The organism is Bathymodiolus japonicus methanotrophic gill symbiont (assembly GCF_019721995.1).
Lineage (GTDB): Bacteria > Pseudomonadota > Gammaproteobacteria > Methylococcales > Methylomonadaceae > Methyloprofundus.
Genome location: NZ_BLYC01000010.1, coordinates 99858 through 116087 on the forward strand (window position 1 = coordinate 99858; position 16230 = coordinate 116087).

Below are 16230 nucleotides of genomic sequence, written 5' to 3' on the forward strand. Positions count from 1 at the left end.
CTACACAGGTGTACTAGGGAAATAGGCGCATAGCTGGGGCTACGAAACTATTTTTCTAGTGCGCCTGTGGAGTCAAAAGACCAGTCAGACTCGGGTATTATTGAATTCTCGCTCCTTAAGTGATTTCTGTCAAAGAATTTACCACCTTACTGGTCTTTTTGCCCGTCTTCTGCGTTGCGACAAAAATCACATAGAACAACTATGTGCCTGTTGTCGTGCCTTGAAAACAAACAAAATCCTGCGTAATCTGGCATATTATTTTCCGACAATCACCTTATTTTTACTTTTAGCAAATGTACGCGCCGTCCATCAGCTCTTAATACTTCAAATCGAAATCTGTCCTGCTCTACTTTTTCACCTTTTTTAGGCATATGCTCCAAACGGCCAACGATAAAGCCACCAATAGTATCAAACTCTTCAGTATCAAAGTCAGCGGCAAAATATTCATTGAAATCTTCTAGTGGCGTCAGAGCCTGAACTATATACTCCTTATCATTACGTTTAGTAATGTACTCTTCATCAGCATAGTCATGCTCATCTTCAATCTCGCCGACAATCTGCTCTAACACATCTTCAATGGTGACTACACCTGCAACCGCCCCATACTCATCAACTACAATGGCCATATGACTACGTTTGGCACGAAAGTCCTTGAGCAGTACATTTAAGCGCTTACTCTCAGGCACCACCGTCGCGGTACGCATCAACTCGGCAACTTTTATATCTTTTCTGTCTATGGCATGCGCCAGTAAATCCTTGGCTAATAAAATGCCAACAACTTCACTTTTATCTTCACTAATCACTGGAAAGCGTGAGTGACCATATTCAATAACAATCGGATAAATTTCTTCCAGTGATGCATCTTTCTTTAAAACGATCATCTTCTTGCGCGGCACCATTACATCTCGCGCTCGCTGCTCGGAAACTTGTAGTACACCTTCCAGCATTTTCAGTGCATATTTATCTAAAAGATGTTTTTCCTCTGCCTCTCTTAAAATGTCTAGCAAGTCTTCTCTGTCCTGAGGTTCTCCCCCCATAATTTGACCGATACGTTCCAGCCAGCTTTTTGGCGAAGATTTATTATTGCCTGTGACCTCATCAGCCATTTACTTCTGTCTCCTGATACGGGTTATCAATTCTGAGTTGCTGTAATAAGTGAATTTCTTTTGCTTCCATCTCAAGAGCGTCTTTTGCTTTAATATGATCATAACCAATGAGATGTAAAATACCATGAATAATGATGTGCGCCCAGTGATCTTTTAAGGTTTTTCTTTGCGCTATTGCTTCCTGCTGCAATACCTCGGCACAAACAACTAAATCACCTAACAGGTTTAACCCCGACACACCTTCAGGCACTTCAAATGGGAAACTTAGAATATTAGTCGGGCCTGTTTTAAGCCGATATTGCTGATTTAAACCCGAAATTTCGTCAGTATCTACAATGCGAATAACAACTTCAGCATCTTTTGAATAATCGCTTAATGCCTTTTCGACCCAAAGTTGCAGCTCTTCATCATTCGGCAAAGATTGACTATCGACCATTCGCTGCACCTCTACATCACGAATTGCCATCAACCCTGCTCGCGCTCGTAATTTTCGTAGGCGACCACTATACGCTGCACTAAGGGGTGACGCACCACATCTTTGGCGCTAAAAAATGTAAAGCTAATTCCCTCCACGCCTTTCAGCACCTTTAACACATGCTTAAGGCCAGACATTTTTTCATTGGGTAAATCAATTTGCGTAATGTCCCCGGTAATCACTGCCGTTGAACCAAAGCCGACCTGGGTTAGAAACATCTTTATCTGCTCATTGGTGGTATTTTGCGCTTCATCCAGAATAATAAAAGCATCATTTAACGTTCGCCCACGCATAAATGCCAATGGCGCCACTTCAATAACCTTGCGCTCAATCAACTTCTCTGTCCGTTCAAAGCCTAACATTTCATAAAGGGCATCATAAAGCGGCCGTAGATAGGGATCTACTTTCTGCGCCATATCACCGGGCAAAAACCCCAGCTTTTCACCCGCTTCTACTGCAGGTCTCACTAACACAATGCGCCGCACCTGTTCAGACTATAGAGCCTCAACTGCACACGCGACAGCCAGATAAGTTTTTCCGGTGCCTGCAGGTCCCACGCCAAAATTAATATCATGCGCCAGTATTTTTTGCAGATAAGCCCGCTGATTACTGCCACGCCCTTTTAAAACACCACGCTTGGTTTTAATAAAAACCTCAGCCTGGCTATCATCCACAGGCGCGGGCTGTACGATATCCTCGATATTAGCCTTCTGCATTGATAAATGAATTTGCTCGGGAGTAATCTCTTCACTTGCGGCATCATTAAACAACATTTGTAAAATGGCTTCCGTTGCTTTAATGGCCTGCACCAGACCGGTAATTTTAAATTGATTGCCTCGGTTGGCAATTTCCACATTCAAGCGTCGCTCTATTTGCTGTAAATGCGCATTAAACTGTCCACACAGATTAGCCAGGCGCTGATTATCAACCGGATCCAGGGTTAATTGTAATGTTTCTCTACTCACCCATTTGCCTGCTGAATAATCTTGTCTAGCGATGATTCTAGCATCCTGCCACGCAAGGAATTAGGCAGAGCCTCAGTAATCAATACATCGACAAACTGACCTGTCAGGCGCGGATGTCCAATAAAGTTCACTACCCGGTTATTTTCAGTCCGACCTGTGACCTGCAACTGATTTTTCTTGGATACGCCTTCAACCAGAATCTTCTGTACCGTATCGACCATAGATGCAGATATAGCCATGGTCATTTCATCCAGGCGTGTTTGCAATAATTTAAGCCGCTGCTTTTTTGTAACCTCAGTCGTGTCATCAGGGAAATCCGCCGCAGGCGTGCCTGGACGAGAGCTGTAGACAAAGCTATAGGAAAAATCAAAGCCGACTTGCTCGATCAAGTCCATAGTATCGGCAAAATCGGCATCAGTTTCACCTGGAAAACCAATAATAAAATCCGAAGACAAGCTGATACCCGGGCGAACTGCTTTAATTTTATCCATGGTAGCCAGGTAATACGCACGGGTATGGCCGCGTTTCATCATGCTTAAAATATTATCACTACCACTCTGTACCGGTAAATGCAGATGATTGACTAATTCGGGGATTTCAGCGAAAGCATCCACCAGTTCATCAGTGAATTCTATGGGGTGAGAGGTTGTAAAGCGTATACGATCGATACCTTCAATGGCAGCGACAAAATGTAGCAGCAAGGCAAAATCAGCGATGTCACCATCGTCCATTTCCCCCCGGTAGGCATTGACATTTTGTCCCAGTAAATTGACTTCACGTACGCCTTGCCCGGCCAGCGTAGTAATTTCATCCAGCACGCTCTGCACCGGACGACTAATTTCTTCACCACGCGTATAAGGTACCACGCAAAAGGTACAATATTTACTGCAGCCTTCCATAACTGAGACAAATGCCTTGGGGCCTTCTGCTCGAGGCTCTGGCAGTGCATCAAATTTTTCAATTTCCGGAAAGGAAATATCGACAACCCGCTTGACACCGCTACGAGATTTATTAAGCAATTCAGGCAAACGGTGCAGAGTTTGCGGTCCAAACACAATATCCACATAAGGCGCACGTTTTTGGATCGCCTCGCCTTCCTGGCTCGCTACACAGCCACCCACGCCAATAATAATCTCCGGACGTTTCTGCTTGATTTTGCGCCAGCGGCCTAGCAAAGAAAATACTTTTTCTTGCGCTTTTTCTCGAATTGAACAGGTATTTAACAATAAAACATCCGCTTCTTCGGGTGTTTCAGTGACTTCCATATTATGCGAGGCTTTGAGTACATCGGCCATTTTATCCGAATCGTACTCGTTCATTTGACAACCTGTGGTCAAAATAAATAATTTCTGCGTCATAGACTACGTAGGATTCTACCTGTGTTGCTGATAACCACCACACAAGCGTGATGGTAAAAATTGATTATTATACTCTTGCCTTTTAATTTGGCGAAATAAATAGCGCTAAATATAACCTGCGCCAAGCTATCACGCATACGATCATTTTTTTGTCTTGGTCAGTAAATGGTCCATCTTATGTGCTTTAGTCTGCAGGTAGGCACGATTATCACAGTTCGACTCGATTTCAATTGCTATCCGCCCATCGACCTTTACCCCAAGGGCTTGTAGTTGCTCTATCTTATTAGGGTTATTCGTAATCAGCTCAATTGTTTTAATCTGCAAGTTGTCCAGCATTAACGCAGCAATTGTATACTCGCGCTCATCAGGTTTGTGCCCCAGGTGCAGATTAGCATCTACCGTATCCATGCCCTCATCCTGCAAATTATAGGCCTGCAGTTTTTTCAGTAAACCTATCCCCCGCCCTTCCTGACGCAGATAAATCAACACACCAAAACCATGCTCACTGATCAATTGCAGTGCCTTATCCAGCTGGTCACCACAATCACAACGTCTTGAGCCTAACACATCACCGGTAAAGCACTCTGAATGAATTCGTACTGGCACACGCGACTTATGCATCACATCACCAAACACAAAAGCAACATGCTCCTTATCATCGATGGTGTTAGTAAAGTAATGTAGTACGAATTCACCATATTCTGTTGGAATACGTGTTTGTACTAAATTATTAATTGCAGTTGTCAATGAATTAAACCCTAATAAGTCAAAATATAACTATGGAAAGCAGATATTTACGCTGCAAGCTGGGCGTACACTGGTTGATCTCTGCACTTGCCAGGATTTTTCAGTAGCACATAAAACGCGACTAAAACGTTTAATGAAAGCTTTCCGCCGAAAATGCTGAATCATTCTGCCCTGCAGATGGTAACTTAACCAGAATCTCGGCACGACCCTTTTCAGCCATATCACCGCCATAACGCTGCACACGATTGAATGCTATTGCCTGTGCAGCAAACTTGGAATCAAATTTCCTGAATGACTTAAACAAAATGGGTAAAAATGCCAGCGTATGCGTACCACAATCATTAAAAGTTGCCGATAGCTTCGGCTGCCGCCATAACAGGATCGTTCCTCTTTGCATCGCATAACCTAAAAACCGCCCCGTAGCCCCCATCACCGCTATCGTACCTGCAATCATCCGCGAGCCACAGTAATCTCCGGCACACCCTTCAATTAACATGGTGCCCCGACGCATATGATCACCGACACGCTGACCGACATTGCCTTTAACCAGCACAGTCCCACCTTTCATACCTTGCTTATTGCCCGGTAGCGCGGCACCCAGGAAATCTCCTGCATTGCCCTGTATAGTCAACAAGCCATTTTTCATTTCACAGGCGGCATAAAGACCGACATCCCCATTGACTGTTACAGTGCCTGATTTCATACCCATCGCAAGATATGCACCCGCTTCACCCTCTACGGTGATACTGCCATCTTGCAGATCTTTAGCGATAAAGTCTAATTTGGCAAAGCTGTTTTTGATCACAATATTTTGCGTATCTGCACCAGAAATATCAAATAACTCGCTTACCGGTATTTTACGTTTGCCATTTTGCAATTCTATGGCCGCAATGTCATCAATGCTCACATCTTTTAATAACTGACACACCAATGGCGACATATCAACACGTTGTGCAGTTTCTTGCTTGAGCGTAAAAGTTAAAGCACTCATGCCATAATCTCCTGTAAATGAAAATGGAATGGCCCTAATTTTCCGCCATAATTACCTGCACTAATACGCTTTATACCATTCTCGGCACCTAAATCACAGACTGCCTGGATACCGACACGCATCGCTTTATCAATATCTTCTTTAGTTAAGCCATCAATCACAATTTCCATCACCGACTCAATTTCAGGGGATAAATCAGTTTTAGTGATACCTTTTAAGGTCGGACAAAATGCATCATTAGTTGAAGCACCCAAAGCAGGGTATTTTGAGCCCACTTTAGAGCCTGAACGAACGACTCCTCCAGGAAACGGCATAATCACATTGGGTAATTTCTTCATTTCCACAATAGCCGCTTCACAGGCCACCAGAGCTTGTGGCTGCGATTCTGCTAACACTAAAAAGTTACCACCACCGACCGCATCCACACGCCCTGTGGTCGCTTCGGTTAAAAACTCACCATCCATCACCGGCACACGCCAGTATCGCTTACCGTCAATTTTTTTCGCGATTTGAAATCCATCACCAAAATAGCGCAGGTTTTTACCTAAAGGAATTTGCAGTCCTTCATCAATTCCGGCAAATAAAGCGGAGGTAGGTGAGGTTAACACACACTGCCCTGCTCTAGTTTCCAATTGCTTGGCTAAACCCTTACCACCCATGGCGAAAATCAATACTGACACGCCAGGGCGTCCATCGGGCGTTTCCGAAGAATCTAAAACACGTTCTATCCCCGCCTCACAACCGCAGGCAATTACCGAAGTTGCAAACCCTGTCATCGCCTGCGCGGAGATCATTGCCCACTTTTCATTTTGCGCGGTGATAATTGCGCGGGTTGCTTTCATTGGAAACGCTTCCGCGAAGGTTTCATCAATGCTTACACCATTAATAATCATAATCCAGAACTCATCTTAAGTAATAACGCAGTAATTAAGGCCGTTTGTAAAAAACCTGCTCCTACAATCCAGCGTATCAATTCAGCTTTTGTTTCAGCAATTTTTGTATTCGTTTCAGCAATTTTTAGTTCAAGTTTTAACTCAGCTTCACGCAGGTCTGCTTTTAAAGTAACTTCTAATTTTTGCGTATCAGACCTTAAAGCTAACTCAGTTTCTTGTAAGTTAGCTTTCAAAGAAGCTTCTAATTTTTGCGCATCAGACCTAAAAGCTAACTCAAGCGCATCAAGGTCGCGCTTTTTCGCAAGCTCAGTATTATGCACTTGCTCTAATGTTGCTTTAACTGCCTCCTGCTGCGACTCAATTACTACCACTGCCTGATCTTCAGAAAAACCTACATTATGCAAGCGCTGAACAAAAGAATACGTATCAAAAGCTAAAGCACTCATGTCACGTGATTCAAACCATGTACTGTCAAACTACCACGACCATCTTCGGTAATCTCATCATCACTGATTTTAAAATTACCCACTTTCATGGTCATAAAACGATCAAAATACTTTTGCAGATCTTTCTCAACAGAGATATCCCAATCAGGCCGAACAATATGCGTAGTGCCCCATTTAGTGTGCACCACCTTACCATCAACTACGACCAGCTCACCGTCTTTAAAAACATAGTCCGGTTTCTCAAACATTTTTTCGCGATCAGCATCTTCAGTGTAAACCGTAATATCTGCCCAGGCACCTTCAGCCAGGCTACCCCGATCTTCTAGGCCAACCAGTTTAGCCGCCCCTGCCCGTGTTAAAATTGCAATTTCCTGTAAGCTGTATTCACGATCAATCGATGCCAGAGTAGTCATTTTCTGTGCTTCAGGGTGAATCGTTGCCAGCATATCATTACGGAAACTCTTATCCATCAATAAGCGAATTAAATGCGGATAAGTAGTAAACGGTGCACCATTTGGATGATCCGTGGTTAGAAAGATACGCCATGGATCATCAACTAACAGGAATATTTCCAGACCAATCGCCCATTGCAAGGCATTAACAAAGTTCTGATCACGGTATTTAAACGGCACCACACCACAACCAGCATCACATTCTATATCCATGCACACCCATTTATTTGGGTTTGCAAAGCCATGATTCGCATGCTGACGCATATTATCACCCGACGCAGTAATTGTCTGGCCAAATAAAATCTGCCCTACGTCAGCCGTAATATTTTTGTGTTTATTAATCGCTTCAGCAATCGCCGCACCACCCGAGGAAAATTTAAAATCCCCTTCAGTGCCATAACTGTGGAACTGTATATGCGTTAAATGCATGGGCAAACCACCGATACCTTGCATGGTATTCAGCGTCGTTTCTACATTGCCTGGTACGCCCAGATTACAGCCATGTACATGCAAGGGATGCTTAACGCCAATTTCCTTAACTGCAGTCGCTAATACCTGCAGTATTTCACGTGGCGTGACTTGATAGTGACTATTTTTTTCGTCTAAATCTAATTGGCGCTGGTTAAATTTAAAGGCATTAATACCACCTGGATTAACGACTTTTACACCAATTGCTTTCGCTGCATTCATAGTCCATGCGACATAATCATTAATCGCTTTTTGATCTTTTTTAGCGGTCAGCATACGCAGTAAATAATCATCACTGCCGAGCATCACATAGCCGCCTTTATCCAGGATAGGAATATCCGCCATTTCCATATGCGCCTGGCGGGCATTAATCGGCAAAAGGGCTGGCTCAAAGCCCGCCGTATAGCCCATTTCGGCATAACGATAGCCTGTGGTAAACGTACTAGGCATAGCATGACCACAACCAGAACGGGTAATATCAGAACGATGTACCGGGTCTTTACGATGATCTTCGGGAATCAGCATACGTGCGATATTGCCTTTTCCACCGCCTATATGTGTATGCATATCTATCGCACCAGACATGACAACTTTGTCTTTTAAATCATATTCTTTGTCAATCTTCACGCCTTCGGCAGGCGGTTTGACAAAGCGGCCATCTTGAACATAAAGCGTTTGTACCTGACCGTCTATCCCGCTAGCAGGATCATAAACCGTCCCACCTGTTAATTTTATCAACATGGTTATCTATTCCTACAAAGCTTGTTCAATCGCATTCAATACCTCTGCCGTACTCGGCAAACCTGAATCACGGCATTTTTTAAGGCGTATGGCCACGACATTATCCAGTCTATAAGCATGCCCCGCATGATCAATGCCCGGCGTCCCGACAGGAATAAAAACATCGGGTTCTTTAGCAAAGACCATACCTGAACGCGCGACGACAATCGTCGGTTTGTCTGTCTTTTGTGGTACGAAGGCAGCATTAAAAGCCTGTACCCAGACCAGTATATCCGCTTCGCCATTGGCCAGCATGGCGCTGGAATCATATAAAAAAGGATCATATTCAGGGAAACCACTGGAAAAACGTGCTCTTGCCGGGAATGCCGAAGTCCAGCCACAGACCTGATTAGCCGTTTGATCACCTTCTTTTCCACCTAGAGGAAAGCCAGAACTACGGGTATCCATAGTATTAATATCTTTCACCATTTCGGACAGCATTTGCACTGTCAGCTCAGCCTGATCAAAGTTCAAAGCCCCTGCTGCCCAGGTTACTACGCTGTATTTTGCGGCTTTTAATTGCTCTGCAACAGCCTGTAAATCACTCAATGCAATGCCACAGATATTTTCTGCAACAGTCTTTTTACCTTTTACTAAAGCACGCAAAACTGCCATCACTTCTGGCAGGTCCTGATCGTCACAGGGTAATACTTTTGCCTTAACCCCAGCAGGCGATGTAGATGCCTCTGCTGAAGGTGCTTTACCTATATAAACAATCTCACGCCGACTAGTATCTTCCAGAAACATAGACTCTTTATTCCAAAGATAGCGCTCGAAAAAGCGCGGTGCAAAGCCTTCCAGATCCACACCAACAATCAATAACAAATCACAGCGGTTTTTAATTTCCGCTAATGTGGTATTCATCCAGCCGGTATCCTGCAGGGCTAGAAAATTTCGCCGTGCAGCAGTAAAATTCATATTATCAACCACAGCGCCACAATGATCTGCTAAAGCCATTACTCCGCGCATACCATTTACATCGGTCGCGCAACCGCCAATAACTGGTTGATTACTCGCACGCAATAGCTCTGCCGCTCTAGCAACAGCGACCTCCAGATCCACCTCTTTACCATCAACGCGCGCACTGGTATCGGTAATCGCTTGTTCAAACGCTGGCGTATTCACTGCACAGCCATTTTCGCTAACTTTTAGCGACAAGCCATCAACTTGAATGGTCAGATCATCGGTACCAATACCACAAAAAGGACTGGGTACTTCAGTTATTTCAGTCACTCGCTGTTCCTTATTTATCTTGTTTAATATATTTAAAGCGCGGATCATCTGGCGTACCCTCAAAAACTCCCTGCGAAGTTGCCTCCGCATCCCACATCACTACCTCTTCAATTTTTTTAGCCAATAAAAAATCTTTGTCGGTAATTCCCTTGGCTGAGTGGGTCACTAATTTTACGATCACAAATGCATAAGACACTGTTAAATCCGGGTGATGCCAGGCTTTTTCAGCTAAATGCCCAACTGTTGTAACCACCATAAGACTGGCTTTCCAACCACTAGTTTTAATCTTGCGCCGAATCCAGCCATTTTCATAGTACCAATGCGGTAACTCTGCTTTTAATCGGCTATTCACTTCTGCTTCTGTATAGGCTTCGGTCATCTGGCTCTCCGTTTTGTGTACGTGCTCAAAATGGGTTACAAATCCTCAACTGCTGGTAGATATTCAGTCCATGTTGCATGTCCTCAGAATAAAGTATTTTACAGTGACTGCGTAAAGCACAGGCAACAATCAAACTATCCCAATAAGAAAAATGATAGTCCTCTCTTATACTTGCAGCTTGTAAAACATCTTCTTGTGTTTGTGCTAACACAGAATAAGTCACGACAAAATCACTTAAAAAATGTTTAAGATAAGTATTATCCTTATTTGCTTTTCGCATCAAATTAACACAAACCTCATTAACAACTTGCGTACTGACAATAATATCATTTGCTTCCACAATACAAGATTTAGCTTTTAATCTTTTTCCATGATCGTTTTGACTTTGAACCAGTGCATAAAGCCAGATATTACTATCAATAAAGACTATATCTGGCATAAATGTCATCCCTGTTCAAAGGAGTAAAGTCTTCAGTTATTATAGGTTCATCAAAATAAGATTTAATAAAATTTTGTCTATGAATATCTTTTTCTTTATATGAGTCGACTAACTTACATAAAGCTAGATTAACAACCTCTTTTTTACTATTTGCGCCCGTCAATGCAAGAGCTTGGGAAACTAAGCTATCATCTAGAACAATATTGGTACGCATTTCAAAATCTCATTGGTGTATACTTTATACACATGATATCACACCAGCCAGCTTTTAAAGCCCACTATCCTTCAACTATAATAGAAACTCGGATAAGCCAATCACCTTAATCCCTTTTGTTCTGGCATCCGTTCTATCCTGTTCGGTATTATATCCCCAATCAACCAGTTGCAACTCTACCGCACTTAATTGTTTATTCTCTAAAACACCCAATAAGGTGGGTAGTCTGTCTTCAATCAAGCGAATCGTATGCGCACCATGTTTCTCTATTAACTCCAGCAGTATATCCTGTTTGCCCATTTTTCGATCTAGTCCATATATATCAACCGGGAGGTCAACCTGATTTGCCTGTAATATTTGCTCGACAAAGCGCTCCTGTTTCGTGGTGACGATATACCAGTTCTTGCCACTTAATTTTTGCAGTTTTTCGTCCACACCCTCAAATAAAGGGTTCATTGTTATCCATTCATCCCGCGCATAATGAATCCATTGGTCTCGCGTTCCACCAAATATTTTCTTTAACAGACTACTATCCGCGCCTAGCTCCTTTATGAAGCTGCTTATATTAGCTTGAATGCTCTCTACGGGCTCCCCTTGTTGCAATAAGCGCATCAAGATAATTGCCTCATAGCCCGTTTCCAGACTTGGACGCAATAGGCGAAAGCTCTCGATATGAGACTGATCCGGAACAGTGTTTGCCATATCAGGCCAGACAAAAGTAGCCGCTTTCCAGCCAGTAATTGCGGTTTCAACTGCACTATCACAGATCACACCGTCAAAATCCAGAGCATATATTGGGGCTTGCTTCATCTAATCACTACCCTGCAAATACACTACGAATCACAGCAACAATCTCTTTAACCGACTCATCGCTTAACTCGGAACATATGGGCAAAGACATACAGCGCGCGGCAATTGCTTCGGTCGCTGGCAGACTCAAACCCGAGCAATCATCCTTAAATACATTTTGCTGGTGCAAAGGCACAGGATAAAAAACCGAACAGGCAATTTGCTTAGCTTGCAGGGCTTCAAGAATTTCATCGCGGCGATCCGATAGTAGAGTATATTGATGATAAACATGCACACCTATGCCGTCTTCATACGGTGTTTCAATGGGCAAATCAGCCATTAATTCAGAATATAAATGCGCCACATGTCGGCGGCTGGCATTGTAACGATCAATACGCTTTAATTTCGCGCGTAAAACCACAGCTTGCATTTCATCTAATCGACTATTAAAACCTACTACATCATGGTAATAACGTACTTTTGAACCATGGTTACGTAATTGCCTGACCATTTCTGCCGTTGTATCTGAATTGGTGCCGACTAAACCGCCATCGCCAAAAGCACCCAGATTTTTACTCGGAAAAAAACTATAGCCCGCTGCATTGCCTATGCTACCCGTTTGTTTGCCATCGATTGGTGCACCAAATGACTGCGCACAATCTTCAATCAACTTTAGATTATGCTTATCACACACAGCTTGAATAGCCGCCATATCCACTGGCTGGCCAAATAAATGCACAGGCATAACCGCCGTGGTTTTATCGGTAATTGCCGCTTCAATCGTAGCCGCTGTAATATTAAAGGTCTTAGGGTCTACATCCACAAAAACCGGCTTCGCCCCCACATAACGAATTGCTTCGGCAGTCGCAATAAAGGTAAATGCGGTGGTAATCACCTCATCGCCCTCTCCGATTCCTTCTGCGAGCAAGGCCAGGTGCAATGCATCGGTACCCGAAGCAACGCCAATCGCATGTTTAACCCCTAGATACTCAGCCGCTTCTTTTTCAAAAGCTTGAACATTCGGCCCTAGAATAAAAAAGCAATTTTCTATTGTTTCTGCCAGACCCTGCTCAACTTCTTGCTTTATTTCAGCATACTGAGATTTCAGGTTTACCATTGGGATCATAATTCACTACCTTTTAAAATAATACTGTTTGTGTTTGTGTTTGTGACTATTAAAGCAACATCATTAAAATATGATACTAGCGGACTAAAGTCCGCTCTACAGCCAAGGGCTGATTTCAGCCTATATTCTGTTTTACCATGAAGGTATCGAACTCATCTTTATTCAGCATATTTGAAAAGGCCTTTGTCCATTCTCTTCATTAACTTCATGGTAATAAATATAAGCATACCTCTCTACAACCCATATATGGACTCCTCGTTTATTGCAAGCCAAGTTTTACATAATTGATGCTAATAACAGTGAACAAGATTGCAGCCATATATTCGGTCTCTAACAGAGGCTTTTTTGCCTCAGGACTCCTGATGAATCTATTCGCATACTTTTTGACCCTACCAGCCTAACGGTCTCGCAATGGACTCTCTGGGTTGCAAGGGTTCTGTAAAAGTATCGGTCTGACCTGTTGTTGTCATCAATATTGGTTAACTTGCCTCCGCAATCTTGGTTACTCGGTTATCTCAGGGTTATCCACGCTTTGTCCACAGACGATCGGGGAGTCGCTATTTTTGCGAAAGCTTGTTTTGGGCATCCCAGCCCAAGCAAGCAGCAAAAACTTAACGCGACCACTTATGCCTCCGGCGGCCCCGATTCGTCCTCGTCACCTCGTCCCGACCCAACAAGGGGTCGGAACATAGGCTCCAAATGACTTGACGCCGTGTCGGATGGCCTTTTATTTTGTCTCCACCTTCGCTAACGCTCAGACTCCGAAAAAACAACGGCCCTACGGCTATCGCGGACTAAAAATCTTCACTTCGCTAAAGCTCCGTTTCCAGGATTTTCAGCGAGAGCCCTCCTAGCTCGCAGTCGGTGGGCAAAGGGTGGGTAACCCTGCTTATGCACTCTAACTATGTCAGAGCTGTATCATATTCTTTATCCTGACTCGCCATCGCCCACAGTATTCGGGCATTTTTATTGGCCAGCGCAACGGCGGCTTTATTAAATCCACGCCGCTCAATGAGTGCTTGTAGCCATAGGCTTAATTTATCTTTTTTACCACTACAGTGCTTTAACACCGATCGTGCTCCATGAATTAACATCGTACGAATATAGCGGTTACCTCGCTTACTAATTCCTAAATAAACCTGATTATCACCACTGCTATGTTGTCTCGGAACAATCCCTAAGCTGGCTGCATAATCTCGGCTACTCTGATAGCTTTTACCTGTCCCTATGTCTGAGGCAATGTGGTGGCTGTTATTGCCCCAATACCTGGCACATCAAGAAAACGCTGGCTTAACTGATTGCTATTACATAGCCAGCTAATACGTCAGTCCTGTTGTTTAATCTCTTCATCTAGTGCAACTAGTTTTTCATATTGCTCAGCAAACATTTCTCGACTTAAATCAGTCAAATCATTGTCGCTATCTTCTAAAATCAACGGTAATTCTACTCTTACTTTCTTTATACCTTCGCTGAAAATCATGGAAACGGAGCTTAGCGAAGTGGTGATTTTTAGCCCCTGATAGGCGACAGGGCAATTCGCTGATTCGACGTGTGCTAGCAGCACGCGAGAGGAGCAAGAATTGCATTCCGAATAGCCGTCCAGCCAGTGAGGTAGTAATGACGAAGCGGCTTTTGTGCGTAGTCGTTGCGGACGCAGGGCGTTCAGGGCATCTCCCATCCGCTGCGTAGGTGAACGAATTATGGCGACAGGAGTCCCAGAATTTCGTGAGGTAGCATGGCGCGCCTGTAGGAATAACAATGCCTCTTTCACTGAGTAGCCCTCGCACTTGATTAACCAGCGCAGTACGTTTGCCAACAAGGCCTTCACGTATTCTATGAACAAGTTGAATGTCTTGCTGTTCAATCGTTTTTATCGACACTGTGCGCTTATTTGGACGGGTAACCGCATCAAATATAGCAGCGGCATCATTAAAGTCATTTTTGTTCCCCACCACAAAACCCTTTACATAACGGGCATTAAGCAAAATGACTTCATGCCCTTGTTTAGTTAACTCTCTTGCCCAGTGATGAGCTCCGCCACAGGCTTCTATTCCAATTAAGCTCACTGGATAATTTGCAAAAAATATTAAAAGCTCAGCTCGTTTTAGCTTTTTCTTAACAGGTTTTGATTTTTTTCATCAAATGTATACATGTGAAAAATATTTTTTGCTATATCCAATCCAATTACGCTATTATTCATGTCGGGCTCCTCTTTGCTCCGTTATTACTCTTAGGTGCATTATGACACTGTTGGTGGGAGAGGAGTCCATATCATCAGCCCTATTGCAGCAAATTGGTAATCTCAATCGCTGTAGCTAAAGCACGTCGGCCTGCTTCGCCTGATACATCAGGCGTGTTACCCGACTGGATGCATGCAATAAAGTGCTTGATTTCTTCTAACAGGGCATCGCCATTTTCAAACACGGATTTGTCCGTTTCGATTTTAGGCACACCAGGAAACATTTCGCCTTCACCAGCATAGTGCTTGGTTAAAACACGGTTTTGAAAATCGATAGAAATATATGAATTGGGGCGGAACATACGCATTTTACGCTCCATCTTCATGCTAATGCGGCTCGCGGTAACATTCGCTACACAGCCATTTTTAAAGGTCAGCCGCGCATTGGCGATATCGGTTCCTTTGGTTAAAACTTCCGTACCACTGGCTTCAATATGATCTACTTCAGAATCAACAATCGCCAGAATAATATCAATATCATGAATCATCAAATCCAGCACCACACTGACATCATTGGCACGCGGATTAAACGGCGATAAACGATGTGACTCGATAAATAATGGCTTATCCTCCAAATCGCCCAGCCCCATAACCGCAGGATTAAAGCGCTCTAAATGTCCGACCTGCAATACAATGTTTTTTTGTTTCGCTATCTCGATAAGTTCATCTGCTTCTGCTACGGTAACCGTAATCGGCTTTTCAACTAAAACATGCGCACCGGCCTGAAGAAAGTCTCTGGAGACCTGATGGTGCAATGTGGTCGGCACAACAATGCTGACTGCATCGACATGACCCAGTAAAGACTGATAATCTGTTAAAGCTTCGGCTCCATGCTTTGTAGCAACGTCCTTAGCCGCTTGCTCATTAATATCAACAACAGCAACTAATTCACAATCCGGCAGTGATGCGTATTTTTCCGCATGAAACTTGCCCAGGTAACCTGTCCCAATAACAGCACATTTAAGTTTACTCATAGCTTTTCATTATCGATTAAAAATTTTGCCTATTGTATATGATTTAAAGCTTACACCAAAACACTTACTATCCGGCTAATCAGAATGAGCCCCTGTCCAGCACAAGCGCAGCCTCAACCCTATCTCAGTTACATAGCCAAGAGTCAGGCGCGCCAT

The 16230-nt window shown here is 43.6% G+C and carries 20 protein-coding genes and 3 pseudogenes; 3 read left to right on the top strand and 20 right to left on the bottom strand.

The features are described from left to right. Nucleotides 1-269: 269 nt before the first annotated feature. The 15 genes and pseudogenes from K6984_RS14930 to K6984_RS15000 all read right to left on the bottom strand — a co-directional run bounded on the left by K6984_RS14930 (nt 270) and on the right by K6984_RS15000 (nt 12861). Nucleotides 270-1106, bottom strand: coding sequence for an HlyC/CorC family transporter (locus K6984_RS14930; protein ID WP_221896249.1), 837 nt, complete (start codon nt 1104-1106; stop codon nt 270-272). Continuing rightward, nucleotides 1099-1572 carry an rRNA maturation RNase YbeY gene (gene ybeY, locus K6984_RS14935; RefSeq protein ID WP_221896269.1) on the bottom strand — a complete coding sequence of 158 codons (474 nt, stop codon included), beginning with the start codon at nt 1570-1572 and terminating at the stop codon, nt 1099-1101. Before ybeY ends, K6984_RS14930 begins: the two co-directional genes overlap by 8 nt. Then, nucleotides 1572-2546: pseudogene (locus K6984_RS14940) on the bottom strand (PhoH family protein). The gene ybeY and the pseudogene K6984_RS14940 overlap by 1 nt, the downstream one beginning before the upstream one ends. Next, nucleotides 2543-3904, bottom strand: a complete 1362-nt coding sequence (gene miaB / locus K6984_RS14945) for a tRNA (N6-isopentenyl adenosine(37)-C2)-methylthiotransferase MiaB (RefSeq protein ID WP_221896250.1) — start codon at nt 3902-3904, stop codon at nt 2543-2545. Before miaB ends, K6984_RS14940 begins: the two are co-directional and overlap by 4 nt. A gap of 141 nt (nt 3905-4045) precedes the next feature. After that, entirely contained in the window at nt 4046-4651 is a 606-nt protein-coding gene (gene ribA / locus K6984_RS14950; RefSeq protein ID WP_221896251.1) for a GTP cyclohydrolase II, read from the bottom strand. A 130-nt stretch (nt 4652-4781) separates the two neighbouring features. Further along, nucleotides 4782-5642, bottom strand: coding sequence for a formylmethanofuran dehydrogenase subunit C (locus K6984_RS14955; protein ID WP_221896252.1), 861 nt, complete (start codon nt 5640-5642; stop codon nt 4782-4784). Next, complete coding sequence (fhcD, locus tag K6984_RS14960; RefSeq protein ID WP_221896253.1) at nt 5639-6535, bottom strand: formylmethanofuran--tetrahydromethanopterin N-formyltransferase; 897 nt, start codon at nt 6533-6535, stop codon at nt 5639-5641. The genes K6984_RS14955 and fhcD overlap by 4 nt, the downstream gene beginning before the upstream one ends. Then, complete coding sequence (locus tag K6984_RS14965; protein ID WP_221896254.1) at nt 6532-6981, bottom strand: coiled-coil domain-containing protein; 450 nt, start codon at nt 6979-6981, stop codon at nt 6532-6534. The genes fhcD and K6984_RS14965 overlap by 4 nt, the downstream gene beginning before the upstream one ends. Continuing rightward, nucleotides 6978-8642: a formylmethanofuran dehydrogenase subunit A gene (locus K6984_RS14970; RefSeq protein WP_221896255.1), complete on the bottom strand. Its 1665-nt coding sequence runs from the start codon at nt 8640-8642 to the stop codon at nt 6978-6980. Before K6984_RS14970 ends, K6984_RS14965 begins: the two co-directional genes overlap by 4 nt. Before the next feature lie 12 nt (nt 8643-8654). Next, nucleotides 8655-9914: a formylmethanofuran dehydrogenase subunit B gene (locus tag K6984_RS14975; RefSeq protein WP_221896270.1), complete on the bottom strand. Its 1260-nt coding sequence runs from the start codon at nt 9912-9914 to the stop codon at nt 8655-8657. 10 nt (nt 9915-9924) lie between these two features. Next, nucleotides 9925-10293, bottom strand: a complete 369-nt coding sequence (locus K6984_RS14980) for a 4a-hydroxytetrahydrobiopterin dehydratase (RefSeq protein WP_221896256.1) — start codon at nt 10291-10293, stop codon at nt 9925-9927. Nucleotides 10294-10318: 25 nt separating this feature from the next. Continuing rightward, on the bottom strand, nt 10319-10732 hold the full coding sequence (locus K6984_RS14985) for a PIN domain-containing protein (protein WP_221896257.1): 414 nt from the start codon (nt 10730-10732) through the stop codon (nt 10319-10321). Further along, nucleotides 10710-10946, bottom strand: coding sequence for a type II toxin-antitoxin system VapB family antitoxin (locus K6984_RS14990; RefSeq protein WP_221896258.1), 237 nt, complete (start codon nt 10944-10946; stop codon nt 10710-10712). Before K6984_RS14990 ends, K6984_RS14985 begins: the two co-directional genes overlap by 23 nt. A 75-nt stretch (nt 10947-11021) precedes the next feature. Beyond that, entirely contained in the window at nt 11022-11756 is a 735-nt protein-coding gene (locus K6984_RS14995) for an HAD family hydrolase (RefSeq protein ID WP_221896259.1), read from the bottom strand. Between the two features lie 7 nt (nt 11757-11763). Beyond that, complete coding sequence (locus K6984_RS15000) at nt 11764-12861, bottom strand: DegT/DnrJ/EryC1/StrS family aminotransferase (RefSeq protein ID WP_221896260.1); 1098 nt, start codon at nt 12859-12861, stop codon at nt 11764-11766. 563 nt (nt 12862-13424) lie between these two features. On the opposite strand from K6984_RS15000, the gene K6984_RS33730 reads away from it, so the two are divergent. Together K6984_RS33730 and K6984_RS33735 are read left to right on the top strand one after the other, a co-directional pair. Further along, entirely contained in the window at nt 13425-13553 is a 129-nt protein-coding gene (locus tag K6984_RS33730) for a hypothetical protein (RefSeq protein ID WP_263458596.1), read from the top strand. Between the two features lie 27 nt (nt 13554-13580). Beyond that, nucleotides 13581-13715 (top strand): hypothetical protein, encoded by a 135-nt coding sequence (locus K6984_RS33735; protein ID WP_263458766.1) that lies wholly within the window; start codon nt 13581-13583, stop codon nt 13713-13715. Between the two features lie 48 nt (nt 13716-13763). Here K6984_RS33735 and K6984_RS31115 read toward each other — a convergent pair whose 3' ends face one another. The 3 genes and pseudogenes from K6984_RS31115 to K6984_RS31125 form a co-directional block, all read right to left on the bottom strand. Then, entirely contained in the window at nt 13764-13931 is a 168-nt protein-coding gene (locus K6984_RS31115) for a hypothetical protein (RefSeq protein WP_230988104.1), read from the bottom strand. 45 nt (nt 13932-13976) lie between these two features. Next, nucleotides 13977-14102, bottom strand: a pseudogene (locus tag K6984_RS36280) (transposase); the annotation flags it as partial. Nucleotides 14103-14185: 83 nt separating this feature from the next. Then, a complete protein-coding gene (locus K6984_RS31125; RefSeq protein ID WP_230988099.1) occupies nt 14186-14539 on the bottom strand; it encodes a hypothetical protein in 354 nt (117 codons plus the stop codon). On the opposite strand from K6984_RS31125, the gene K6984_RS31130 reads away from it, so the two are divergent. Next, nucleotides 14496-14639 (top strand): hypothetical protein, encoded by a 144-nt coding sequence (locus K6984_RS31130; protein ID WP_230988100.1) that lies wholly within the window; start codon nt 14496-14498, stop codon nt 14637-14639. The two genes, K6984_RS31125 and K6984_RS31130, sit on opposite strands and share 44 nt — an antisense overlap. A 48-nt stretch (nt 14640-14687) precedes the next feature. On the opposite strand, the pseudogene K6984_RS31135 reads toward K6984_RS31130, so the two are convergent. Both K6984_RS31135 and K6984_RS15015 read right to left on the bottom strand, forming a co-directional pair. Further along, nucleotides 14688-14927, bottom strand: a pseudogene (locus K6984_RS31135) (IS110 family transposase); the annotation flags it as partial. A gap of 214 nt (nt 14928-15141) precedes the next feature. After that, entirely contained in the window at nt 15142-16074 is a 933-nt protein-coding gene (locus K6984_RS15015; RefSeq protein WP_221896262.1) for a Gfo/Idh/MocA family protein, read from the bottom strand. Nucleotides 16075-16230 lie beyond the last annotated feature (156 nt).